This window comes from Aporhodopirellula sallentina SM41 (genome assembly GCF_000346505.1).
Taxonomy (GTDB): Bacteria; Planctomycetota; Planctomycetia; order Pirellulales; family Pirellulaceae; genus Rhodopirellula; species Rhodopirellula sallentina.
In genome coordinates this window covers 1-25,652 of record NZ_ANOH01000346.1, presented here as the reverse complement: position 1 = coordinate 25,652, position 25,652 = coordinate 1, and the positions used below count along the sequence as shown (strand labels likewise).

Genomic DNA, 25,652 nt, shown 5'->3' with positions numbered 1-25,652 from the left:
CTACCACTGACAATCCGATTCGTCCCCACGCAGTTCGGGCAGGTGACGGCATGAAGATTTATACACGAACCGGAGACAGTGGCACGACAGGGCTGTTTGGCGGCCCACGTGTTGCCAAAGACGATACTCGGATCGAAGCCTATGGCACCGTCGATGAACTCAACGCGGTCCTCGGCTGTGTCCGCTGCGAACTCGCCTCGGCGTTGCAAAACGACTCGCTGGAGTCTGACCGCCGCGAACTACTGGCTCAACTCGACGACCGGATCGTTCAGGTCCAGCACGAGTTGTTCTCCCTCGGCGCCGAACTTGCATCGCCTCATCCCGACCAGTTTGATCTGCGAGTGATTGGCGCCGATCACATCGACCGACTGGAAAAATGGATCGACGAAACCGAACAGCGTTTGCCGCCACTGAAACAGTTTATATTGCCTGGGGGCAGTCCAACGGCATCGCAAATACATTTCGCCCGCGCTGTGTGTCGCCGTAGCGAGCGACGTGTAATCACCCTCGCCGACTCCGTCCAATCCGAAACCCCGATCGGTGATGAGGTGATCGTTTACCTCAACCGGCTCAGCGATTGGTTGTTTGTCGTCTCGCGTGACGTCAACCGGTTGCTCGGACGCGAAGATCAACCATGGCAAAAACCGTAACACCACTGCGGCAATTTCGACCGGCCATACTGGCGCTGGTGCGGCGTGTGTGGCCGAGATCCGTATCAACGCGGCATGCGTTGGTCATGGTATTGATGGCGATGGCAATCAATACTGGTGACGCGTTCGCTCAACCCGCAGCGAAGCCTCCACTGGAATTAACCGAGCAGCCCACCACCGACAGTCAAGTCGAGGTGTTGCGAGGCGACCTGCTAACGGCCATCACTCACGGTGCCAGCCCTGAAGCAACCACAGGACTCTTGAACCGTCAACGTCGCATCGACGGGTTGCTCGAAAGTCAACTGGCGTCCAACCGACAGGAACTCGCCGAGATCGAACGTGACGGTTTTGATCCCAAGGTCACGCCGCGGCGTGAAGAGCTGCGGAAACAACAGAGCCTGCTGTGGCTCGCACGCGTCGAGCTGGCATCCCTGGCAACGGAAATGTTTGCAGAACGTTCGCCCGACGGCGTCGCACTGGCCGAGCAGTCCATTAGTCGGATGCAAGAAGCGTTGGCGAGTTTTCCCAACGACGGCGTCGTGCGAGCCGAACTGTTGCGACTGCTCGCCGAAGCCCAACTCCGGGCCGGTGATTCCGACGCGGCGATCCGCACGACACTTCACGCCACCCGCGCCACCGCCGAAAACGCATCGGGCGACATCGGTTCGGCGGAATCATCCGATGAACTCGTCATCCGGACACCGGCTGAACTCGCCTTCGTCATTCGCGTCGACCTTTCAAAGAAAGACTGGAACGCCGCACAGGAAAAACTGAACCAGTTCTACGGCCGCTCGCCTTCCATGGCCACCCGCAGCCTCGCGATGGATCTCGCGCGGTTGCAATTTTTGCTGATGAAGCCGACCGCCGACGACAAAACGCGGGCCATAGGGAATTGGCTCGACGTCTTAGAGAAACGCGAAGGTGCCACCGCACGCCGGGCCGCCGAAACGATGGTCGCCCGCTATCGCGAGTACGTTCATGCGTCCGGCGGAGATACCGATGTCGGCCAAAACACCGGCGATGAAGGCTCGCCTTCGAAGCAACAAGACCCGAGAGTCTTGCGCGCCGACGCACGTTACTATCTGCGTGTCGAGAAAACGTTGCCCGCCGCGGTCACCTTCGCGAGAGCCGCCATTCAGGACACAAATGCGGATCGCAGTATCGACTCTGCAATTCGATCCGCCGCTATCTTGGATGACACCGGCAAACGACTCGCCTCGGTCGAGTTGCTGCGGCAAATCGCGAATCGACACACGCATCACGCGATGGCCCCGGCGATAATGCTGCAGGCGGCGTCCTTGGCGAGCCAGGTCGACAATCCCGATGCTTCACGCGGCCTCGATGCGGAATCCATTTTGAACGACCTGATTTCAAAGTGGCCCGGCTCGGCATCGGCAGCCTCGGCGAGAAGCACCCTCATCGAATTCGCAAACGAACGTCAGGACTACACGGAGGCGGCCGCACGCGCGACCCAAATGCCGGTCGAGCATTGGAACATCGACACCGCAAAACGCTGCCGCCGGCAATGGCAGCGAGCCGTGCTTGCTCACGATGCCCGGCCGCCGTCCTGCCCTTGGTACGACGACACGTGTCATCAGAAGAGAAACCAAGCGATCCAATCAACCCTCGCACGCATGCGACAAGAGTTCGCCGGCGTGGCTGCCTGCCCGCTCGCTGTTCAAACCCACCATGCCTGTGCCGTTCTACTCGATTCACTAACGCATGATTCCGCTGGCCGTGAAGTCGTGTCCGGTGTTCTCGAAAAGATCTCTGACCCTTTTGTTCGTTCGCTCGCCGAACTGCGTTTGGCGGGCCCGGTCGGTTCGACGACGTCGCAGCGTGGACCTGCCGGACTGTTGGGGAAGTGGCGTGCCTCTCCGCTGCGTTTGGACGAATTTTCTAGACCAGCGATCGTCTGGCGTTTGCACCGCGATCTGCTCGCCGGTGCGGTGCCGCGTCAACCGACGGCCAAGTTTCTGCTCGAGTTTACCGATGACGAAACGAATCGAGATGCATTCGGTATCAACGACAACGTCCAAGCGAGTCACCGAATCTCGTGGCTGATCGCGGGCCAACAGACGCAGCGTGCCCTTGCGGAACTGAAACGGCAACTCGGTGACGCCGTGCAACCCGCCGAATTGCTCGCCGACGCGGCAACGATGTGTGCGGGATCATCCCGAAAGCAAGACCTCAAACAAGCCGCAGCGATTTGGGACGAACTCGCCAGCGGTCTTCCTCCCGGTGGTTACCCGCACCACAGGGCAAAAGTCGAAAGCGTCATCTGTCAGGCTCGCGCGGGCGAACTGCAGGACGCGAGAAACGCGGCCGAGTGGATTCTGCTCTCCAATCCGCCGAAAGATGAAGTACTGTTGACCCGACTGCGGCAGGCGACCGAATAATCAATCTTTGCGCCGCAGCAGGGAACGCCGCGGCCAGGCAAGTCGGCTGCCTACCTCGCCTATTTTTCTGCACGTGCGTGATCTTCGTGGGCGTTCTTACGTCGCCGCGCTACCGTGGCCCCTGCCGTTTGCACGCCGTGAGCGATCGGCTATTCAGCAGCGGGCTTTCCGAACCGAAACCCTGGTTCCAATCGGTGTCCGCGGATGAATTCCGACGCGTTCATTTCATTCTTGCCCGCCGGTTGCAGACGCTCGACGATGATCTGGCCATCCCCACATCCGATCGCCATCTCTCCTTTGGACTGAGACTCAAGAAGCCGACCGATTTGGTCGGCTCCAGCTTCCTTGTCAACGATCGGTGTCACCTTTCGGATCGCCAAACGAAGTGGCGGCTTGCCGGGCTTCGTTTCTGCAAACGTGAATGCGACCGGCCACGGTTGCATCCCGCGAACGAGGCAATCGATGTGCTTCGCCGATCGAGACCAATCGATCTCCGCTTCCGCCTTGCTGAGACGAGGAGCCTTGGAGACCTTTGACGCGTCCTGTTGTTCGCCAAAATCACCCAGCGGTTGCCCGGCGTCTAGCTTTGTGAACGCATCTTCGAGAATGTTGATCGCCTCGAGTGTTGCGTCCACGCCAATCAGGGACAAGCGTTCTTCCAGCTTGCCCGCCGTTTCCGTTGGCGAGATCGGAGTCGTTCGTCTTGCAAGGATTGGGCCGCCGTCGAGTTTGGGTGTCATGTGAATCACGCTAACACCCGTTTCTTGATCACCGCTCAACAACGCACGTTGCACCGGAGCGGCGCCGCGGTATGCGGGGAGCAAGGAACCGTGCAGGTTAATCCCACCCCATTTTGTCGACGCCAGTGCCGGTGGACGCAGGATTTGGCCGTAGTCGCAGACCACCATCAAATCGGCCGCGATCGCGTTGAGTTGCTCGACCGTTTCGTCGGAGTTAATGCTCTCGGGAGCCTCAATCGGAAGCCCGTGTTCACTCGCCCAATCCCGAACCGGGGTTGGAGGCGGACCACCCCGGCTCTTGACCGGAGGCAACGGCCGCGTGATCACCACCACGATGTCGTGACCGGCGGCGCGGATCGCTTCGAACGACGGGACCGCGAACGGACCGGTGCCCATCAACACGATGCGTCGTTTGGTAACGCTCATGTGTAGGCCTTCTCCCAAACGGCGAGCTGTTCGGCGAGTTTCTCGTTGGCCGGAATGCTGCCGGTGTCCTGCAGCGATTCAAACGTCGTTTGGAACTCAGCCAAACCGCCTTCGATCTCCCGCTTCGCTTCGTCGCCGATTCGGTCGAAGAACATCACGCCGTCGAGGTGGTCGACCTCGTGCTGCACGACGCGAGCTAGAAACCCGTCGAGTTCCTTGTTGATTTCATTGCCACTGAGATCATAGCCTTGCAAACGAACTTTCTTGGGGCGTTTGACCTGCGCAAACAATCCCGGAACGCTCAGGCATCCCTCTTGGCCCGCTTCGTTGCCTTTCGGGCGATCGATGACCGGATTGATCACGATCCATTCTTCGCCCTCGCCACGTTTTCCACTCGGGTTAGCGACAAACATCCGAATCGGCAGGTCAACTTGGTTGGCCGCCAGCCCCACGCCTTCGTGCTCATACATCAAATCCAACATCTCAGCCGCCATCTCACGCAGCCGCGCGTCAACACGGACGATCGGGCGACTCCGGTGGCGAAGTGTCGGGTGGGGAAAGTGAACGATCGAAAGAGCCATGGTCACGAAAGCAATAAAAAGCGGCAAAAAACATCAACCTCTAACATGATGGATCGCCGCCATTTTGATAAGACGCCGCTCCGCTGATTTCCTCTCCCAACCAACAACCCCGCCATCCCAATACACCCTCGGGCTAAGGGCCCAACGATTTATCTGGCCCAGCCCAACGGGATGGTTCTGAACAGCCACAAGTACAACGCTCGGGCCAATGGCCCGCAATTCGTCTATCGCAACCCAGCGGGCGGGTCACCAAATAACCACCCCAAAACTCCCTCGGGCCAAAGGCCCAGCAATTTGTCTCGCTCGACCCAATGGGCTGGTCCCGTTCAGCGGAAACGCGTGCCGACCAGCAAAATCGCCCAGCCCAACATCCCCGACCGGATCTGAAACCCAGTCCCCGGCCACGATGCCAGAAAATTTTCACTCTACCGGCCAGAATCCGCACAATCTCCTCTTCAGCAACCCGCATTCGACTGCTAAACTTCGCCTCATCGTCAGGGAGCTCAACCGCTCCCCCCGATACCCCGTGGTGTAATCGGCAACACTACTGATTTTGGTTCAGTCATTCTAGGTTCGAGTCCTAGCGGGGTAGCTTAATAAACGGTTGTTTTTCCTTCGAAAATCGCGGTTTTTGGTGGCCAGCTGTTGTTGGCACCCTCCGGCACCCCGGTGGCGACTTGGTTGACGCTCTCTTTTGGTGTCCTTTATCCTGGCAGGATCGTTGCTCGGGATTCTTCGCATGTAGTCAAGTCTCGGTCTGGAAATGATCACGCTACGCGTGTGACCGAGGAAGACGCCCGACGCATTGCAGTTATTTGCTGACGCTTTATTGCAACGGGACTATGGTCGCGAAACAACAGTCGAAGAAACCAGAGAAGCCTCGCCCTGACTTTCCACTTTACGCACACGCCCGAGGCTACTGGTGCAAGAGCTTTGGTGGCAAAAAGTACAATTGCGGCCCATGGGGCGATCCGGCGGCGGCTGAGCGGAATTGGCTCGAAATTAAGGCAAGGCTAGAACGCGGCGAGCCGGCCCATTTGCCCGAGAGTATCACAGTCAAAGTGATGTGCAATCGGTACCAGAAGGAGCAAAACAGGCGGGCGAGTATGGGGGACGTATCGCCGGCTCACGCGCGAGAGGTGCGAGGCTACTGTGTTTATCTGCTAAAGCATTTCGGTGCCAGGAGAGAGATTGCGACTATCCGAAAGGAAGACTTTGCTGCGATCAAGGCAAGCTTTCCTGAGGCGTGGACATTGCGAAGCCGTAGGAATCACATTTTGGGGATCCGCTCCATTTTTAAATGGGCGTGGCAAAATGATCTGTTGTCAGAACCGCCAAAATACGGCCAGCTTTTCTCCGTGCCGACGAAGCGTGCGATGCGCAATGAGAAGGCTGACAAGCCGAAGAAACTGTTTTCAGCAGATCAGATTTGGTCGCTACTGCAGGAAGCTCGCCCGCAGATGCACGCGATGATCTGGCTGGGGCTAAACGCAGCTTACGGAAATGACGATTGTTCAGAGCTTCGTGAAAGTTGGATTGACTGGGATGAGTGTTGGCTTTCACGTCCACGTGGAAAGACCGGAAAAGATAGGGCTGCATGGTTGTGGCCAGAAACAATCGCTGCGATCAGGGCTGTACTCGATGGGCAATCTCACGCATTTAAAAACAGAACCGCGGGCGATCATGTGTTTCTGACCCGAACAGGGAAGCTCTGGGTGGATCGCAATGGTACGAATCGAGATTCAATAGGCGAACAATTTCGATTGTTAGCGAGAACTGTTGGCTGCTATCAAAAGAATGTGGGCTTCTATTCTCTCAGGCATACGTTCGCAACCATTGCTTCGGGATGTGGGGATCAGATTGCCGTCGATCACGTCATGGGGCATCTGGACAGCGGAATGTCTGCACACTACCGCGAATTCATCGAAAGGGAGCGTGTCGTCAAAGCCTGCGATCATGTGCGAATGTGGATTCTAAGTGAACGGCCCGAAGCCGGCTTGTAATGTGAGGCTCAAATGATTGTGATGACTACAGATCAGCTTGAGCAGTTTGATTCAGTGATTGACTGCTTCTTCGATGCATATGCTCTTGCGAGGTTGGCAAATGGTCTGGATACCGAAGGCCGGCTGAAGTGTCAGGGCGAACAAGACTACCACTCCCGGTACTCCCGCATGATCGACGAAATCGCGGATTATCTTCGCAAATTGATGGAGGAAGATCATCCCAAGGTAGAGTTCCTAGCGGAAGGCTATCTTCATGTGCAGTCGGCTGCAGGTATGTATCGCGTACAGGACGCGGCTGACTGGCTTAGCGAAGCAAAGAGGTACTTGGCGATTGAAGAGGTTAAAACGGAGTTGTTCAATGAGGCAGTTGAGTTGGCGAAGGAGGGGGGCGTTCTGTGGCCTGAAGTCTTCGATGTCGCCGCCGCATCCAGGTATCTGCGGATTTCCCGAGATGCTGTAAGGTCAGCGTTTGATCGTGGGGAATTGGAAGGGCGGAATGTCGGAAAGGGAGAAGTGCGAAGACAGCTTAGGTTTTCTCGCGCTCAAGTCGATGCCTTTCTAAATGCAGAGCCGAAGTCTCGAGCGTTTCCTCGACCGGACGATAATAAGAAAGGAGGGGAAGGCGACGATTTGTTTCCGGAGTTCTAGAGCATTTTGCATTCTATTGTGTGTATTGCAACAATTCGCTCAGCTTGACCGTCTGCTTCGTCGTCAGATTCTCCCGACGTTTCAACAAACACCACCGCGAATTCTTCAGCACCGGCTCATAGCCGTCTTGCTTCATCTGACGTGCCTCCTCGGCACGAACCTGATTGATCTTGTCGCCGAACTTCTTCATCACATGATACCGATCAAGGATATGCACCGCCCCGGATGCCTGCTCGGCGATCACGTTCATGTATTGCTTCCACATGTCCGTGCAAACGAACTTCAAGGTTTCGATCGACGAGGCGGGAATCGTGCTGAAGAAGCCCCGAAGGCTCTCCTCGGTGCGATCGCGGGCGACGTAGAGCAGACGCCGGCAATCCGAGTCGATCTGGTAGACGAGCGTCAGGTATTTGTGCCCGCGGCGGTAAGCGATTTCATCGACGCCAATCGCCTCGATTGGGCCAATTTCCCGGTGAACCAGGCCCCAGCGGACGACCCAGTCGATGGCCCGGTAAACGGTGTCCCAGCTTGTTCCAAAGATCGCCGCGGTCTCTTTCCAAGACAGACGCTTGGGCCAACTGCGTGTACTGCTAGCAGAAACGACCGAAAAACTCTACTTCGATGAACTTTCGATAATTCGGCATCTCTTGCGAACCAGATTCTAGCAGGTTCCACCTAGCGTCTGGTACTGATAGATGGAGCCGGGCGATCCAGAAGTCCCTCGAATTCTCGCAGCGGTTGGATGGGCGCTGCCTCACCGAAGTCGGCCACCGGAGCGTCGAACAGAATCGTGAGAAGTCGCTTCGGTATGTGGCACGAATGACACAGTCATTCGTGAACTGCTGGAAACGCCAGATCAGATCGGCGAACCGCGAGACGATGGGAAACCGAGCAACCATGTTGCCGGAAAGACCGACGGCGGTATTCGTCTTGTTTGCCAGCGGACCCACAGCAACCAAATTCAAATCAACCGCGCCCAAGCTGTTGGTCGCAACGGCGATCCCGCCTCGTCGGTCCAAATCCGCCTAGCAGGCCAGTTGACGATTTCAGCATCCCTGGTTCCCCAAAAAACGAAAACTCTCCAGTACACGGCCCTCACCTAAAACTTTTCGGATATATTCGGCAACTTCGGAGACCCTGCTGCGAGTATCAGAAACTACTCAGAGTGATTTCTCGATCTAATCACAACTTTTGGGTGCAAAACGATGTTCAAAAGTCGAAGGCGACCAGCGAATTTACGCAGGCGACGCTCATTCTTTGAGCGATTGGAGTCTCGGCAGTGCCTCGCCGGAGAGTTGTTAGCGTTGGAACTGTCCGTTCGGGATGTTCACGATCGGGCATTGACTTCCGAAGCTGACCGTGTTGCCGAAGTTGCCGTCGGAGATCTAGTTTATTTGGAAGTCGCTTACCGGGATCTACGGCAGGACTCGCAAGCGGTCGGGGCCCAGTTGCTGACGACCGCAATGACTCCGTCAGACCCAGCGGTTTTCCGGCCCGTCCTGACAGAGACCCAGATTCTGATCGTCGGAGAGGAGATCGAGAACGCGACTTCGGGCACGATCTTCGGCTCGCGCGTCGGGCAGCCTGGGGCGTATAGTTCGACTTTGATCGACTTCGTGGAAGACCCCATCGCCGAGATCGCTCGCGGCTTAATACAGCTTGGAATGCAACCAAATGATTTCCAAATCAACCAGCTTCGCCGTGGAGCGATCCAGGGCGAAGGGCGACCCTTCGACGCAGACGACTTCATTTTTAGAATTGATTACTCGGTCGATTTTGAGGGCCTCGATTTGCCCGACGTCCGCTTGACGCCAGATCTCGACATCCCCGTTTACACCCAAACGATCAGTACCGAACCCTTCCTCCCAGATGGCTCATTCAATCCAAACGCGAATCTGTTTGACAGTGTGGACTTTCGCAGCCGAAGTGTCCCGTCGTCTGATCCATTTGGGACGTCGATCTATGCTCCTTTCTTTGGAGCGGGTGTCAATCCAGTAACTGGCAGTCTGTTTGCAACAGTTGCGAACTTCGTCCCCGAGGAGAGCCTGCCCCACGCATTCGATTTGCCTGTGCTCCCAGTTCCTTTTGACGCGTTTAGCTTCTTAGTGCGCATCACAGACGCCACCGATGCATTGACATTCACGTTTTCGGAATCCGGTCTTGAGGCGGCGTTGTTTGGTGGTCTGGATGGCATTGGGGTTAGTTCGGCCGATATTCTCTTAGACCAGTTGAGCACCGTCACCATCACCACCACGCAACCGAATCGTCCGCCAGTAGTCGACGGTCCGATCGAACTTACTATTTCCGAAGACAATCGGAACGAAGTCGTCAATCTTCTCGACCGTGCTTCCGATCCCGATGGTGATACGCTCTTTATCCAGTCTGTTCAGCCAATTTTTGGGGACCAGCGAGGTATTGAATTGAGTCCGGCAACCAGTGAGATTTTGATCGACCCGGCCGCCTACGGCGTTCTGCGCAGCGGGCAATCAGAGACCATCGTCTTTGACTTCAGCATCACGGACGGACTTGCTGCCGTTACGAACCAGTTGACGGTCACCATCAGCGGACGCAACGACGCTCCGATCGCCTTGGACGATGTATTTACGGTCGAGGGTGCCGGGCCTCACCAGCTCGCCGTGCTCGACAATGATGTTGACGTCGATGGTGACTCGCTGTCAATCGTATCGGTTTCAGCAATTTCAGCATTGGGCACTGTCGAAATCGGACTCGACGGCTCAATGATCTACAACCCTGCGGCCGGATACGTCGGCGTTGAGACGTTCTCCTACACCGTCAGCGACGGACAGGAAACCGTCACCGCAGAGGTCTCAATCTCTGTCGACAACAACACGGTTGATACAATCGCGCCCACAGTCGATAGGATCTATCGCAGCGAGCCCATTAATGCATTGACAGACTCCGACTCACTCAAGTTTCGCGTCTTCTTTAATGAACAAGTATCAGGTATCGATGCAAATGACTTTGTCGTGTTGGGGACGACTGCTGAAATCACCGATATCGAATTGGTGGGTGAAAATGATTACGACATCACGGTTGCTGGCGGTGATCTTGCTGCTCTCAATGCCCGTGTCGGCTTGAGCATCTCTGAGACGGCCGAGATCGAAGATCTGTCCGGCAATCCCCTTTTGGTTCCGGTGATCGTGGTCGATTCGGAAACATTTGAGGTTAGAAACGGCCAGCAGCACCATTTTGTGACGTCTGTCGTTTCGGTCCCTGCCGACGCTGCCAACCCAAGCTCAACAACAGCAGCCATTACGGCCTACGCTGTCCACGCCGGATTGTTGATGGCATGGATCGACTTCGATGCGGACGGGCAATATCAAGACGATGAGAAGATCTTCGATTCGATTGCTCTCAGCGCCGGTTTGAACCTGTTGACGTTTGATGTTCCCGCTGGCGCCACCATCGGCATGACTGATGCTGTTTTTCGATGGGCATCCACCTACGAAGACGAGGTCTGGCTCAACGGCTCGGAAGAACTCACCGTCATGATTTCGTCCGTCGACTCGGGTAGCGTTCAAGTTTCCCTGCGGCAACCGGGAGTCATCGGCTGGACAACACATGACAAACAATTTGAAGTTCTGGTCGATGAACAGGTCGTCTACCGGTCTCCAGTGGAGTCGATCGTGCGTGTCGGCCTTACCGGCAGCGATGGAGACGATCAATTTCGATGGCCTGGAGAACTGGCCGGACTCGATGGCGTGATCGACATCGACGGCGGCAAGGGCTTCGACTCACTGAGCCTCCAAAACCCCGAAACCGGCTTGGACCTAACGTCGGAATTTCTTTGGAGCGTTCAAGCCATCGACGCGATCCGGCTCGATGACAATGTTCCCAATACGATTTCGATGACTGCGGAAGATATCCGCGACCTGCCAAGTCATAGTAGCGAATCATTACGAGTCTATCTTGATCCCGACGACCACTTGGATTTCAGGTCGCATCTATATCGAACCAGCAACACATTTGCGTTGGACGGGCGGCTCGCCACCAGGATCGGTGAGTTGTCTGCGGATGTCTTTCCATTTTTTGCACCCTTCGACGTGCTAGGAAAAAACTGGACCAATCCCCTGGAACCGACAGACGTGAACGGCTCCGGTGACATTACCGCACTCGATGCTCTAGTGATCATCAACGAGCTCAACCGCAAACAGTTCGTCGTTGGGGATTCGACGACCCTTGTTGACCCGAATGTAGCCCCGGCTGCATTTCCAGGTTTCTATTACGACGTGACACAGGACGGTGAAGTAACCGCACTGGACGCACTACGCGTGATCAACCGGCTCAACGCGGGTTTCCGCCAGGAACCGATGGCGACCGGCGGCGGACTTCCAGGCACATCCGTGACGATTTCCCGAGCGGAATTTGATCCCGACAGGGAAACCACCGTGACGTTTCGTGATAGTGACGGATATCGCGTGACGGTCAACGCTTCCAGTGTCACAGCAACTTCGGTAACGGCCCCGATTCCAATCTGGATGGATTTTGACACGCTCGAATTCAGAACCGCGACTGTCGAAGTCATCGTCACTCAGACGGACGCCAGTGGAAAGCAAACAAAGGTTTTTGCTGAGAACGCCATTACGATCGACGACCTACCACAACCGGATTTGCCGGTTGGTGTGCTGACTCGTACTTATTTTAGCTCTTTGGTCTCGGTGTCTAGTCAAGCCATATTCGATCTGCGAGAAATCGCGACAGCTTCGGAAAACACCGTCAATGTCAATTCAGTTGTAGCAGAAATACAACAAGTCACCGCCAGCTATCAAACCATCATTGATGGCGTCAATTCACTTCTTGCTGGCACTATCGACCGACTCGAGCTGGGTAGCATCCAAACGGCGGGCGGACCGATCGATCTGTTCCTTGATATCGAGGGCCTTGCTCAGTTTGATCGCGTGGTTGCCACGTGGGTTACGCCCAACGTCGAATCCAACGAGATTCAAACGCTTGAAACTTTTTCGGCATTTCAGCTCGCTCCGATTCAAATTCAGCAAAATAGTTCCTCCGCGGAACAATCTCTCGACGACCTTGACGAAGTCGAGCGTATGTTTGGCCCATCGGCAAACGCGAATGTTGCGGAGTTCAGGACGAAGATGGAAATCTTGAGAGACATAACACCGTTGGCAGCTTCTGCCGTTGCGATTGGCGTTTTCGTTGTCGCGCCTTCTTTGCTCACGGGAGTAACGGTCGCGGCTATCTCAGCATTGAGCTTATACTACCTCAGCGGCGTTTCGCTCGCCGGTACCAGTGCCATTCAGGCAATGGAGGGTAGCAACGCGCTGCTCACACGCGGGGATGCGACTCAAAGCACATTCGAAGAATCGACAAAGTTCGCGGAAGAAAGTTCCAACACCATTGCGCGGGAAATGATCTTACAGGGAGTGTTAGCTGGACTGCCTAGCAGAATTGCCACGAACGGAGCGGCCGCTAAGGCGGCCAATGATTTACTAAGCCAAGGATCTGCCGTGCGGGACGCGATAGGAACTCTCGATGGTGATCAACCTTCGATAGCGAAGCAGATCATCGACAGCTTCGAGACCATTCGAGAGAATCTCGATAATTCGAACACTGGAATTTCGGTCGATGTCTCCAGCCTGTCATTTGACGTTCCCAAAGGCGGTGAGGCAACGATGACGGACAAGATCGTCATCACCAATCAGGGCGACGAACCGGTCAATGTTTCCCTATCAAATGCGTCTTCGGATTACACCGTTTCTCCCGCCTCCGGTTCAATCGCCGCGGGCGGATCACTCGAAGTAACTGTGACTTTGCAGCAAAGTACCTTTAACCGACAGCTGCAGGACTCTCCCCAGACATTCGACAGTGAGATCTTGGTTAAGGATGCCGAGGGCGAAACCATCGAAACCGTCGCGGTTGATGTGGTCGTGACGGCCGGTGATGTCACGCCGTCGGCAGAGATTCTCGAAATTATCGTCCCGCCCGGAGGAGTTGGTGCCACTACGTTTTCGCTTTCCAATACAGGGCCAATCGGCTCGATCTCAAACTACGAACTGACTACCAACACTGCGTCCAACGTGAATATTGTTCCAGTCTCAGGGAGTAACAATCGATTGCCGACGAACGACCCTGCGGAGTTCAATATCGAAGTCAGAAACATCGATCCCGAAAACCTGCCGACCGATTTGAAACTGATCGTCCGGCAGACTGATTTTGATCCGGCAAAAGAGACGCCAGTACAGATACGAGTGATCATGCAACAAAATGTCGGAATTACCATTGATGCCGAGCCAGACTTAAGAACATCGGAGGACGATAGTTCTGCGGAACACACAGCGACATTTACGGTTAGGCTTGACTCACGACCGACGTCTGACGTGACAATTCAAATAATGAGTTCAGATGATACCGAAGGAAGGTTGGAGAAATCCTCACTGATATTTACTCCCGAAAATTGGAATGTCGATCAGAGGGTTACAGTTCTGGGGGTCGACGATGACACGGTTGACGGTGATATTCAATACCAGATCGATTTCGAAGTCCGAAGCGAGGATGCGTCCTACAACGCCTTGGAACTCGAACATGTTCAGTTGGCAAATGTTGACAACGATATTACGCCACCTAGGTTGGATGCGACTGTCCAGTCAGTGCCGAACGTAGTAATCGTAGGGCAGACGTTCTCCTTCCAGGTCACTGTCACCAACAACGGGACGACCGATATCACTCCAACTTCGGATTACTTTCTTAAGATCAACAGCATGGAGCTAGGCAGCGGTTTTATTAGATTTGACACGCCGCAGTACGAATCCTGTTCTCTTGAAGGACCGAATGTCTTTTGCAGTTTTGATTCGCTACACGCTGGCCAATCTACTATCTTCGATTTCCAGGCTACAGGCTTGACGGAAAGCAGCCGTGATTATCGTTGGATCGTTTCGCTTCATAAACGGTCCGACCCACAGTTTCGAGGATCCATTGTCAATCCAGGAACGCAAGTGACTATCGTAGAGTAGGTGTAGATTAAGGAGAATAGAACGCGTCAGAGCAGAAAACGGGTCAACCAAGGTGTTACTTCGAGCTTTGGACGCTTCGCGTGGGGTCAGACTCGGGCTTCAGTCAACCGTCGAACGCTGATTCACAATGGCCGTATGGTGCGGATGGTTGGAGGCTTACGCCGGGGTCAGCGACGGTCTATTGGTTAGTCAAGCCAGGTTTGGGAATTCAGTATTTCCAAACCCGTTTTATCGGCATGTGAACTTGGGGGCCTGCCCCAAACCCCCGAGGTTTTCTCAGGCATTGCGCCGGTGTTCGATGATGTTGTCAGTGCGACAGCTTGGTGCAATTCGGTTGCACGGTGAAGCGGACGGCAGCTCTGCTGAAGACCGACTGACCGAAGGATTAACCGCGTCTGGGAAAGGTACTCGGACTCATTCTCGGTTATTTTGCAAGTGAAATTGCTGCACTGGTGGCCGACTTCGGTGATGCGGCTTTTCAAGCACCGGTCGATGAAACCGGAGCATTCTGGAGACGCAGCTTCGGCGCGTCGGTGTCACAATCTCCGAGACACCGAAGCAACTTTGGCCGTGCGATTCGAGCTGGCGGTCGATGCAACTTCCGCGGGCTAGCGATTGAGTCACAGATACTGCGAAGGGCTGGTCTCACACCCTTGACATAGCTGGTGGATGCAGTCTTCTCGATTGGACGGCATCCAACCTTCTCATTCTGAATAGAGCCGCTTCGACTACTGATCTCGAGACAGAGGGGAGCTCGCGCTAAAGCGTTCCAATCCAGCGGAGAAGGTTCTCGCCAAAGAAAGCGAGCCAGGGCGTGTTCTCGCCCCGAAAAGCACGCGACAGCCTCACTCAATCAGAAGAGGCGATTCTACCCGCAATGTCCGCCAACGAATTCAAGGGAGTTGACAAGATTGTGACGTAACGGAAGCTACGTCAGAGAGCAACGAATATTGGCGAGAGGCGGAATGCAATACTCGCGTCCGCAGAAGAATGGATCAAACGCGAGTGCTATTTGGTGGACCTTTTGGCTGGTAGGTGACGGCGATATTGTAAACGCTAGCAACGCGGCCATTTAATGATCGCCTAATCGACGGGACCCAAGAGCGTCGTGACCTCCTGAAATAACACTTTCAGTTCCTCGTAAAAGGCAGCCAATTCGGCATCGGACTCCCGACTTTGCCAGGCCGGAGCCTGCATCAGTTTTGCAAAGTCCTGGTGGAGTTGCCTTGCCCGTTCTTCATTGCCCGCCTGCCAATGAGCCATAGCGAGAAACGCCAGATCAGCTGGTGACTGACCTGCCGATTTATGCTTGTCAAGCGACTCCGTCATCATCTCGATCGCTTTGGATGTTTGATTCGTACGATACAACGCGGCCCCAAGTGTATTGAGGTACCGAGGGTTTTGCGGGTCCATCGCTGATGCCTTCTGTGTGGCCGTTAGTGCCATCTGGTACTGAGTTTCCGATCTGCCCGGCACACGAACGACGTCCCAGCTCCATCGATTAATCCAATCCAGGTCTTCCCCTTTTTTCTCCAGAATCTTTTGTGCCTGAATGCGGACTGCATTGGTGACGTCTGTCACTTGCTGGACGCGGGCCAGCATGTCCTGCTTTAGTGGCACCGCATCCTGCACGAGCTTGACCAAACGAAACGCCTCCCGATCGACGACGGTTGACTCCGGCGCCGTCAGCCAGAGCATCACGCTACCATCGCGGCTTGCGGTGGCGAGCTCTTGAGCATCGGGTGAAAAAGCGATGGCGGTTACCGGTCCCTGATGGGATGCTGACGCGATATCCGTGCCGCTTGCCGTCTCCCATAGCTTGACCTGCCAATCCAGACCGCCAGTTGCAACGATCCTGTCATTGGGCGAGAACGCGATCGCCTGTACGGTGCCGGCATGGCCCCTTAACATCGTTCTCGGAGTCCGCGATTCAACATCCCACAGAATCACCTGTGAATCACTCCTTTGCCGGTTTCCAGACCGCGTTTTGATTGGTGGCGGGGTGTTTGGGGAACCCATGTTGCCCCTGACATCCGCCGACAAAGCAAACTCTGAAACGGTTGATATTGCCAGTACTTTGCCATCGTTGGAAAAAGCCATCGCCTCAACACGGCTGGTGGGAAATGGATCGGCCCGAGTCTCGCCACCATGTGTAGCATCCAGCATGAAAAGACGGCTCTGTGAATCCACCCAGGCAAGCAAGTCGCCCGCTTTGTTGAACGCAGCCGTGGAAATCGCGTTACAGGAAGTTTGAACATCTGAAACTACTTTCTGGGTCGGAATCGCTATGACCTTCATTCGCCCACTAGAGTCGAAAACGGCAACCCGATCACGACTGGGCGAGACAGCCACCAGTTGGTTACCACTTTCAAGCGTAATACTGCCCAGCGCTGATCCATCGCGCGGGTCAACCACGTCCATCGGTCCATCGGTCTGCTGCGCCAAGTAACCGCCACTGGATGTTCGGGCGGGAAACCAAAAAGCATTGTTCTTGTTTTCGATAGTGGTTGTCACAAGAACTTCACCGGTGGCAACGTCCCGGTGCGTCAGCTGACCAAACTCGGTGGCTGCGAAACTGGTCAGCTGTGTGCCGCTGGCGTTGAATGCAATAGCCTCGACCGGACCAGCATGCCCAAACTGGAACTTCGTCCAATCAACATTCAGATCGTGAATGGTGATTTCCCCTTCACGAGAAAGCGTTGCTACAACGTACCCCGTCGCATCCACAGCAATGTCGTTGATTTCGCCAACGATTCCAGCGAGGTAAGTCTCTCTAGTAAGATCGGTGGTGTTCCATACAGCAACAGGTTTATTGGGCTGGGCGAAATCCACATAGCCACCCTTTCCCACACCTGCCGTCACCGCCAGCATTTGCCGGTTGGGACCAGCCATTCGCAGTCTGTGAATCGTTCCATTGTGGGCCAACGTTAGTGTTTGGAGTTTCAGGGGTTCGGATGCATCGGAGCCACCGGTCACTTTTGCGAGGATCCCGGCACTGCAAACTAGAAGAGTCTGGTCATCAACAAATTTCAGGTTGTCGACGGAATCACTATGGTGTTTGTTCAGATCAAGAAGTAGCCGATTGGGCTCGGCGTCATCGTCAAGCCCAATAATGGCGATGTCCGCAAGCGTGAGAGACTCTTTCTGTCTGATGGCTCCGCCAATCGCCAGTCGGCGTCCGTCCGGGGAAATGTCAATCACGCGACCGATGGACTCAACCGCGTAACTTTTAAATCGTTCGCCGGAAGATTTATTCCAAATCACTATCTGCGAGTTATCTTTCACGGACAATGAGATCAGCCTGTCGCTCTCTTTCGTGAACAGTAGGTCCTTGATGACGCCGGATTCCACGACGATCTTTCCAGTGCTCTTCCCGCTAACGGCATCCCATATCCCGATCGTGCCGTCATCGTGAGATGTTGCCAAGGTCGTTCGCGACAGATCCATAGCGGTCCCCGTCACCGTTGAACCAGTGGAAATCTCGCGGATCAATCGTCCATCGCTAACGTCCCACCACTTGATTGACCCCTGCAGATCAGCTGAGATTAGACTCCCATTCTTTGAGTAACCTGCAAGAAGCGATTGCCGCCCCCCATCTGATGTTGCCCAAGTGATCTGATCACGCCGGCAAGCCCTGTAATAGTGCGACCAGCAAAAGCACCGCAAATCCTCTGGACAAGAGTCCAGGTTGTTTAGGATTTCAAGCGCCTGTCCGGGATCTTTGTCCACCAATTTGCCGGCGGAGAACAAATGGGACGCGTATGATGCTCGCTTGGCTCGCTCCGCATTCTGCTCTGCCAGGATACGAGCCGTTTCTTCTCGGCTGCGCCAATTGTTGACGACGAAGGTCGCAGTCGTTGTCACAGCGGCGACCATCAGCAAGGCTGCGAAACTGACGCCAACGGTCGTGCGATTTCGCCTGGCCCAACGCCAGCTTCGCTCCAGGATACTTTCTTTTCGTGCCGTTACCGGTTCGTCATCGAGCCATCGGTCGATGTCGGCTGCCAATTCACCGGCTGACCCGTAACGATCCTCGGGACACAGCGCCATCGACTTCAGGCAAACGGCTTCCAGGTTCTCAGGTATGTCTGCCTTACATTGCCGAGGTGGCGTGAAGTTACCAGCCTTGACGCAGCTCAGCGTTTCTCTCACGCCATGTCCACCAAATGGGGCCCTGCCCGTCAACAAATGATAGAGCGTCGTTCCCAAGCCGTACGTATCTGTGGCGAATGTCAGACCTCGCAATACGCCAGACGCCTGTTCAGGACTCATGTAAGCCGGTGTGCCGACAATCAATCCATTCTCCGAAACGATCCGGTCTTCGCCCGCACCAGACAGTGGATTCTCTTGTTCAAGTTCAAGTTCAAGTTCAACGGTTTCAAGGGTACCGAGGGCGTTGTTACCTGATGCCTTCGTGACGTGGACCTGAGCAGCCGTACCGCGTACGATCGCCAGACCCCAATCAACAACGATTGATTCACCAAATGGGCCAAGCATGATGTTTGCGGGTTTGATATCACGATGGATAACGCGTCGGCTGTGGGCGTAGTCGATCGTACGGCAAACACTTGCAAATCGACGAAGAAGGCCTCGGAAAGTCGTCGATTGTGTTAATGGGATCTGTGTGCGTCTCAATTCCGCGTGCAGTTTCTCGATCGCGTCAAGAAGCGTATCTCCATCGATATATCGCATCGCATAGTAAGGTCGCCCGTCTGTCGTCCTCCCAAAGCCATAGACGGGGATGATTCCAGGATGCTCCAGTTGTCCTGTCAGCCCGGCTTCGACGACGAACTGATGACGATGGGTTTCGTCCTGGGAATGCCGAACCTGCAGACCTTTGACGGCCACCTCTCGATCGATCTCCTGGTCCTTTGCAATAAAGACGTCGCCCAGCCCCCCACGTGCAATGAACTGCATCACCTCGAATCGGTCCGCTTCCAGCGAAGGCATCTCCCTTTGCCCGAATGGCTCTTGTATTGCATCATCCAGCGGCTCGGCTTGCAAATTGAGATGCTTGTCGAACGCTTGCCGAATGGTGCTTTTCGACTGCGGAAACATCTCGAAGTATCGGTTCAGATCATCGGGATCCCTGACACCGGCGTACTCGAAATCCAGAAGCAGTAACTCCCGGAACAGTCGGCTAGACGTCTCATTATCAACGTCACACAGGAATTCGCTGATGTCGGGGCCGGGCTCGTCCCGCGCCAGGGCGTTTCTCCACGCATCCTCGAATTCGTCGCATTTGTTTTCGACCAAGCTCACCCGGACTCCTCGACTGATCCCACCTGGACACGATCTGAGTTGTGAAGCAGCCATTAGATAGGACCTCCGTGGCAGGAGCAAATGAGCTGAGCCGAAAGCTGAAAGTCGCGGGCTTGATCCACTCCATCGCCACAGCATCGAGCGGCTGTGGCAACGGAAGCGAATCGTTTCGATTCGGTTAGCGAATCGAGTTTGAGTAACGCTTTACCCGGGGGTTGCCCGAACCGTCAGTTGTTGCCTCAACACCGACGGAATGCCCACGGCCATCGGCTGGAAGTGTGTAGCTGCGGTTAGCTACTCCTTCTTTCGTGGCGGCCTGACCAAAATAGGATTCCACAACTTTGGAAGAACCGTCCGGGCCAGTCGTGACGCTGACGCCGACGCCACTGCCGAACCCGTCGGCGGGGATCCCTTTTGCGAAGCCCTGCGCCATTGCCTGTGCTTGATTGGCTTGCTGTAGCGCCCTCAAGTATGCCTTTTGTGCAGGTCCGTAAAGATGCCCAACAGTAGGATCACCCACGAAAGGTCCAAAACCGGGCGCTTTTGGTAGCTCGGAAGGTGTGGCAGCGACTTGGTCACCCGAGTCGACGACAACATGCACAAATGGCAAACCGCCAATGGTGAAGCTGTGATGGCGAAGGACCATGTGCTTTCCTGGCAACGCGTACTGCGCCAGATCGGATGTCTGGATCGAACCGGGATCCGCCAAATCAAGCATCCGGAATGGTCGACCCGGGTACTTACGCATCCACTCGTGGATCCGCATCTGAATGACGCTGGGATTGATCGTTGACTCAACATCGCGACTCGGTACCTCGACCTCATCCTCCGATGTATCGGTGTCAAGGACGGGAACCATCGTCCGAATCGTGATTTCTTTCTCCACCCACTTGACCCCCGGTACAGGAGGGGGCGGCGTGGTCTTTCGTGTCTGGTCGGTGTCATCTGCACTAACGCAGGAACAAGCGACCACTGCTACCAAACAACCTACCGAAATCGATTTCCAAAGCATGACTGCCTCCAGGATTTCTATGTACGAGCCTAAACGTTTTCACGGGTGAGTTGCCCCCTGTGATACCTATGTCCTCTCTGGCAGAAATCGCGACAAAGGGCCGAAATACCCCATATTCTTGATTCTTGCGACGTGGCCACCGTGAGTTGAGCATCCCCATCCGATCGCCGATCACCGCCTCGATCCCGCGGTTTCGCGTCGGATTCATTCTACGCCCTCAACGTCCCGGCAGAAAAACGCCAGCCGATGTCGCAGTCGCCTCGATGACGAACATGTAACGGCATGAAGTTAGCCGGGCGTGCTCATCGGCGAGCCGCCCCATATTTTTTCAAGAAAAGCTTAGGAGATTCAGAATGAAATCAATCGCAGAACTTTGTGCCGTCGCTGTTGCGGTGGCTGCGTTGGGGTTCGCAGGGACGGCCGACGCCCAGGGAATCGCTGTTGCAAACGCAACTAACTACGATACTGGAACGGCAGTTGCCAACGCCAACAATTTTGGTGGCGGAACGGCCATCGCCAATGCAATGAACACCGGTTACGGTGGCGTGGCGGTCGCCAGTGCCAACAACTATGGCCTGTACGGAACTACTATCGCCAACGCCCACAACTCTGGGCACTACGGTACAGCAGTAGCGAACGCCAACAACTTTGGCACATTCGGAACTGCAATCAGCAACGCCAGTAACTACGGCCACTTTGGCACAGCGATCGGCAACGCAACCAACCTTGGCTGGTGTGGATTTGCCAATGCCAACGCCCTTAACTTCGGTTACTACGGCGCGGCATCCGCCAACGCCTACAACGCCTGGTAAAAAGCGATCCTTCTGGACTGAGCTGACTCGAAGAAACCGTCGATCCAGGATCGGCAGTTTCTTTTTTGTTTTGCCAGCGCGGTGGTCACACTTGGAATTCTGATCCAGCGGATTCGTTCCAGGTTTCTCGCAGCAATTCGATCTTGCGTTCGACCGTCCGCTTCGCGCAACCCAGTTTTTCGGCTATCTCCGAGTTGCGATATCCTTCTAGCCGCAGACGAACTATTTCCCGAACCCGTTCGTCATCGACCGTGTTCAGGAGCTGTTGGGTCGTCTCGGAGAGCTCCGCAATCAGTTCCGGAGTCGGATCGGTGCCCAGAAGGTCGCCGATGCCAAATGCCCTCTCGCCGTCGTCCACATTGCCAAACACAGACTCACCACGGACTTTGCCCGCGCCACGTTTGAGTCTGCCGACCTTACGATGCCTGGCGGACACCTTCCGTGCCGTGATTGTTAGCAGCAGCCGCCACAGCTCATCACGCCCGTGAAGATTGTCAAATTTCCGTTCTTTCATCCCCTCATAGAAACTGTTCATCGCACTGAGTGCGACATCCTCGCCGTCGTACGATCGGGCTGCAGCTGGCGCAAGCTTACGTCGAGCGTAGTTCGCCAGTTTGGGAAAGTACTCCTGCCAGAGCTGATCGGAGGCCGAACCGCCACCATCGCTCAGTTGCGCCATCAATAGGGTAATCCCGTCCTCTTCTTTTTCGGACATTTCGTATTCCGCCGGGGGAGTTTGCTGAGTGTAGCGGAGTATTGTGCAGAAAGATCTTCTGTGATGCAAACTACGTCCCTATTGGCCGACTCCTCCGTGCGGCTAGCTGGATTTTCCCATCCGGCGACATGACTATGCATCGCTCAGAAGATTTGATGCGGTCACGATACCCAGATCCGTTCACCGGTTTGGAGCGGTGTTTCAAGGAGCGGCACCAAAAAACCTGAAATTATGGCAAAAAATGGCTGGTCGTCTGTCGCGGCGCTTTCACGGACCGCCATAATATCCGCGAGTCGGTCGTCATGTACCTTTGACGTGGCGAGGCTCTGACGGCTTCCTGGTGGTGTCATCGGGTGGCTTAATTTGGCCGTGCATCACGTTGATGGTCGGCTTTAATTTCCTTTGACACTTGGAGTTAGAACCGTGAACGTTTTGAAACATCTGCTTGTCCTGCAAATCCTGTCGGTGGTGATTGCCCCGAATCTCGCACGGGGTGATGATCGCGCGGCACTCTTGAAGCTACACACCGAGATGTCGCAAAACACACTCACGGCCAACAGCAGTGGGGCCATCAAATCAGTCCAGACGGCAATCAAGGGAGGCGACCCAAAATTCACGCTGGTCCAGCCGACACCAACGCCGCCGAACCCCGGTTGTATCTCGGTAAAGGTCTGGGGCCAATTGGTCAACCCAAATGGAACACCTGGACCATACGTCAACTTGACGAAGCACAAGTGGGAACGAAAACAGAGATTCCATCTATGGTTGGATACGGCTGTGCCGCTTCAGCTTTCCTTCTTCCAGAACTACCCAGAGGGTCGTCCGAAGTCCAAGCAGATTTCTCCTGACCCCCAGTTCCCATCAACCTTCTCGACCATCATGCCAGGGGCTCCTTACAAGTTCCCCGTCATGATCGAGATGGACGACGATCTTCGTGATGAGCAAATGTCGATTATCCTTGTTCGAGCTGACGCAAACATTCTGCCTGTTAATGGCGGTGCAACCGCGACCGCAACTGCGACGGCTGTTATCAGCGCTAACACCTTACCGCCGAACTCTCAAGTGAGTGTGTCGACGATGGCAAACGCCTCGGCTCAAGTTCAGCAAACGTCCCAATCGGCCACGGCGGCAGCCTCGGCTGGAGCCTTGGCGGGAGCTGGCGGAGTTGTTGGAGTTGGAGGGACTCTCAAGGGCGCTCCCATGCAACAAACCCAGGAAATGTTTGTTGCTCTTCAGAATGATCCGTCCTTAGCATCAATGGCTAAGCTACGACTGGTCGCAGGCCCTCCGCCTTCCGCACCGCCCAGCGTTTCCCCGGTACCAGACAGAATCGACGATGTTTCCACGGTCATGATGGGTCCAGGCAACATCGCTCAAATCGAGTTGACGTTCTTCAAAGACTGATCGCTGAATGGTCGAGTGTACGCGGGTGGATCTGCTACCCGCGTACCCTCATTTTTGATTTGCTTATCTGAAATTCAAATTCACCTTACTGCCGCCGGATCGGCGATCATCGAACCATCATGAGGAATATGTAATGGACCGCTCTGATTTCGTACCCCGATGCTTGTCGATCTTCGTACTCGCGGCCGGAATCCTGACGGCTGCCCCCAGCGATGGGGCGACGCTTCATGTCGTCATCGCTGCCGACACAACGCCCGCATCCGGACTGGGTGGCGACATCGTTGCCGACCGGAATGGTGTTGAGCAACTATTCAAGAAACATGTGCCGGCCAACCAATTGCGAATCCATGTGCTTAAGGATCCACTCAGCCGCGATTCGATTCTTGGTGCAGTGAATTCACTTCAGGTGACGCCTCGACAGGACTCCGTTGTCTTTTACTACAGCGGTCACGGCGCGTTCGACAAAGCCAAAGGGCACTTCCTGAGCCTGCCAAACCATCAGGAACTGCTGCGCAGCGAATTGCAACTTGCTCTCATCAACCAAGAGCCAAGGTCGGCTTTACTGGTAACGGACTGTTGCGCCGGAGGCGCACGCTTCCAGGGGGTACCCAAAGCCGTCTACGCCGAAGTCAAAGCCGCACAGATTGCACCAATCCTGGACCACTTGTTGTTTAAGCGGAGTGGCTTCATCGACATAACGTCCTCAAAACCGGGCGAATTATCGATCACGCGTGGCGACGGAAAGGGGTCACTCTTTACGTATCCATTCGTGAGGTATCTCGATCGGAACGCCCGGCAAAACATCGGCTGGCAGGAGATCATCAGCGATTTGGAACAAGAAGTTCAAAACGACTTCTCACGAGTCACCAAGAGCAAGGGGATCGACACGAACGGCGACCGCGAACCAGACCAATTCAAACAAACCGTTCACCCGTTCGTGTTGACGCCTCGCTTGGGTTTGAAAGCCGAAGCCAAGAGTAGCACCTTGGTCGTGACGCAGGTAATCCCACTTAGCCCTGCATTTCATGCAGGACTTGAAGTCGGTGATCATATTCTCGAAATCAACGGCACTGCCCTGAGCTCCGAGAGTTCGTACAGCAACGCGGTGGATAGTTCACCTCACCAAATGACCTTGAAAGTCCATGACCCAAACGAGAACCGCACCGCAACTGTGACTGCGAACTTGAATCCGTAACCCTCATTGCCGAATCAAACCAATGCATACGCCCATAAGCCGCCCCACATTGTTGTTGACGCTGGTCGCCGTCGCAGTTGTTCTGTCCGCTCCATCGATGAGGGCGAATGACAGCGGCGATATCGCGACGACTGTAAACGAGTTCGCCAATGACATCTTCAAGGGACTCGACGGCAACGATAATATCGTCTATTCACCCGCCAGCCTGGCAACAGCCCTCGGCATGACCTACTCCGGCACTGCCGGTGAAACCGCAATCCAGATGGCCTCGGTCCTGCATCTGGATGCTTCTCCAACAGAAGCACACGAGGTATTTGCTGGGCTGACACCACGTGGTGACAGCGGCACTCCCATTTTCGGAGCCCAATGCCGTGAGAACGATGGCCGCGGCTTGCTCGTAACGCTTGTTGTTGCAGGGTCCGCGGCGGACAAGTCTGGATTGAAACCAGACGACCTGATTTTCTCTGTCAACGGAAAACCGGTACGTACCGAAGAGGAATGGTCGAAAGCGATCGATAGTGCTGGCGAAGTGATCACCATCCAGTCGTATTGCACGAAGGATGGAACGGTAAAGGAGAAAGAGGTGCCGCTGACCGCCGTTGAATACTTGACGACGGCAAACGCGCTGTGGTTTCAGAAAGGATATCCAGTTGACAAAGTGTTCTTGGAACAGATCAAGACGGGCTTTGCCGGCTTCACTTCCGACGTTGACTTCAAGAAAAACACGGCGCAGGCAGTCAAGACGATTAACGACTGGGTAAGTCGCGAAACAAATGGCAAAATCTCCGATCTTCTGTCCAGCCAGTCGGTCTC

General features: G+C 55.1%; 15 protein-coding genes and 1 tRNA gene. 10 read left to right on the top strand and 6 right to left on the bottom strand.

Going from position 1 to position 25,652, the window contains the following annotated elements:
• Window positions 1-50 precede the first annotated feature (50 nt).
• Both RSSM_RS22915 and RSSM_RS22910 read left to right on the top strand, forming a co-directional pair.
• The gene (locus RSSM_RS22915) at window positions 51-650 is read left to right on the top strand and encodes a cob(I)yrinic acid a,c-diamide adenosyltransferase (RefSeq protein ID WP_044303353.1); all 600 of its coding nucleotides are present in this window, start codon (window positions 51-53) and stop codon (window positions 648-650) included.
• Entirely contained in the window at window positions 635-3,049 is a 2,415-nt protein-coding gene (locus RSSM_RS22910; RefSeq protein ID WP_044303349.1) for a hypothetical protein, read from the top strand. The genes RSSM_RS22915 and RSSM_RS22910 overlap by 16 nt, the downstream gene beginning before the upstream one ends.
• 149 nt (window positions 3,050-3,198) lie before the next feature.
• On the opposite strand, the gene fmt is transcribed toward RSSM_RS22910, so the two are convergent.
• Window positions 3,199-4,215, bottom strand: a complete 1,017-nt coding sequence (gene fmt / locus RSSM_RS22905; RefSeq protein ID WP_008684693.1) for a methionyl-tRNA formyltransferase — start codon at window positions 4,213-4,215, stop codon at window positions 3,199-3,201.
• Complete coding sequence (gene def / locus RSSM_RS22900; RefSeq protein ID WP_008684691.1) at window positions 4,212-4,796, bottom strand: peptide deformylase; 585 nt, start codon at window positions 4,794-4,796, stop codon at window positions 4,212-4,214. The genes fmt and def overlap by 4 nt, the downstream gene beginning before the upstream one ends.
• Before the next feature lie 520 nt (window positions 4,797-5,316).
• On the opposite strand from def, the gene RSSM_RS22890 reads away from it, so the two are divergent.
• The 3 genes from RSSM_RS22890 to RSSM_RS22880 all read left to right on the top strand — a co-directional run bounded on the left by RSSM_RS22890 (window position 5,317) and on the right by RSSM_RS22880 (window position 7,447).
• A tRNA-Gln gene (locus RSSM_RS22890) sits at window positions 5,317-5,388 on the top strand.
• A 250-nt stretch (window positions 5,389-5,638) separates the two neighbouring features.
• Window positions 5,639-6,799, top strand: coding sequence for a tyrosine-type recombinase/integrase (locus tag RSSM_RS22885; protein WP_008684689.1), 1,161 nt, complete (start codon window positions 5,639-5,641; stop codon window positions 6,797-6,799).
• Between the two features lie 12 nt (window positions 6,800-6,811).
• Window positions 6,812-7,447, top strand: a complete 636-nt coding sequence (locus tag RSSM_RS22880) for a helix-turn-helix domain-containing protein (RefSeq protein ID WP_144060041.1) — start codon at window positions 6,812-6,814, stop codon at window positions 7,445-7,447.
• Between the two features lie 13 nt (window positions 7,448-7,460).
• Here the strand turns inward: RSSM_RS22880 and RSSM_RS22875 are convergent, their stop codons facing one another.
• Window positions 7,461-7,895, bottom strand: a complete 435-nt coding sequence (locus RSSM_RS22875) for a transposase (protein WP_261340264.1) — start codon at window positions 7,893-7,895, stop codon at window positions 7,461-7,463.
• Window positions 7,896-8,652: 757 nt separating this feature from the next.
• On the opposite strand from RSSM_RS22875, the gene RSSM_RS22865 reads away from it, so the two are divergent.
• The gene (locus tag RSSM_RS22865) at window positions 8,653-14,439 is read left to right on the top strand and encodes an Ig-like domain-containing protein (RefSeq protein WP_008684682.1); all 5,787 of its coding nucleotides are present in this window, start codon (window positions 8,653-8,655) and stop codon (window positions 14,437-14,439) included.
• A 1,083-nt stretch (window positions 14,440-15,522) separates the two neighbouring features.
• On the opposite strand, the gene RSSM_RS22855 is transcribed toward RSSM_RS22865, so the two are convergent.
• Together RSSM_RS22855 and RSSM_RS22850 are read right to left on the bottom strand one after the other, a co-directional pair.
• Window positions 15,523-19,695 carry a WD40 repeat domain-containing serine/threonine-protein kinase gene (locus RSSM_RS22855; RefSeq protein ID WP_160168165.1) on the bottom strand — a complete coding sequence of 1,391 codons (4,173 nt, stop codon included), beginning with the start codon at window positions 19,693-19,695 and terminating at the stop codon, window positions 15,523-15,525.
• Window positions 19,696-19,879: 184 nt separating this feature from the next.
• Complete coding sequence (locus RSSM_RS22850) at window positions 19,880-20,560, bottom strand: hypothetical protein (RefSeq protein ID WP_044303341.1); 681 nt, start codon at window positions 20,558-20,560, stop codon at window positions 19,880-19,882.
• A 506-nt stretch (window positions 20,561-21,066) separates the two neighbouring features.
• Here RSSM_RS22850 and RSSM_RS22845 point away from each other — a divergent pair.
• Window positions 21,067-21,525 carry a hypothetical protein gene (locus RSSM_RS22845; protein WP_008684672.1) on the top strand — a complete coding sequence of 153 codons (459 nt, stop codon included), beginning with the start codon at window positions 21,067-21,069 and terminating at the stop codon, window positions 21,523-21,525.
• An 85-nt stretch (window positions 21,526-21,610) separates the two neighbouring features.
• Here RSSM_RS22845 and RSSM_RS22840 read toward each other — a convergent pair whose 3' ends face one another.
• Window positions 21,611-22,240, bottom strand: a complete 630-nt coding sequence (locus RSSM_RS22840) for an ECF-type sigma factor (protein WP_008684669.1) — start codon at window positions 22,238-22,240, stop codon at window positions 21,611-21,613.
• Window positions 22,241-22,663: 423 nt separating this feature from the next.
• Between RSSM_RS22840 and RSSM_RS22835 the strand changes: the two genes are divergently transcribed.
• The 3 genes from RSSM_RS22835 to RSSM_RS33315 form a co-directional block, all read left to right on the top strand.
• On the top strand, window positions 22,664-23,644 hold the full coding sequence (locus RSSM_RS22835; protein ID WP_008684667.1) for a hypothetical protein: 981 nt from the start codon (window positions 22,664-22,666) through the stop codon (window positions 23,642-23,644).
• Window positions 23,645-23,777: 133 nt separating this feature from the next.
• Window positions 23,778-24,839, top strand: coding sequence for a caspase family protein (locus tag RSSM_RS34335; protein ID WP_081613868.1), 1,062 nt, complete (start codon window positions 23,778-23,780; stop codon window positions 24,837-24,839).
• A 22-nt stretch (window positions 24,840-24,861) separates the two neighbouring features.
• Window positions 24,862-25,652, top strand: a 791-nt coding sequence (locus tag RSSM_RS33315) for a serpin family protein (protein ID WP_144060040.1), incomplete at its 3' end; no start/stop codon positions are given.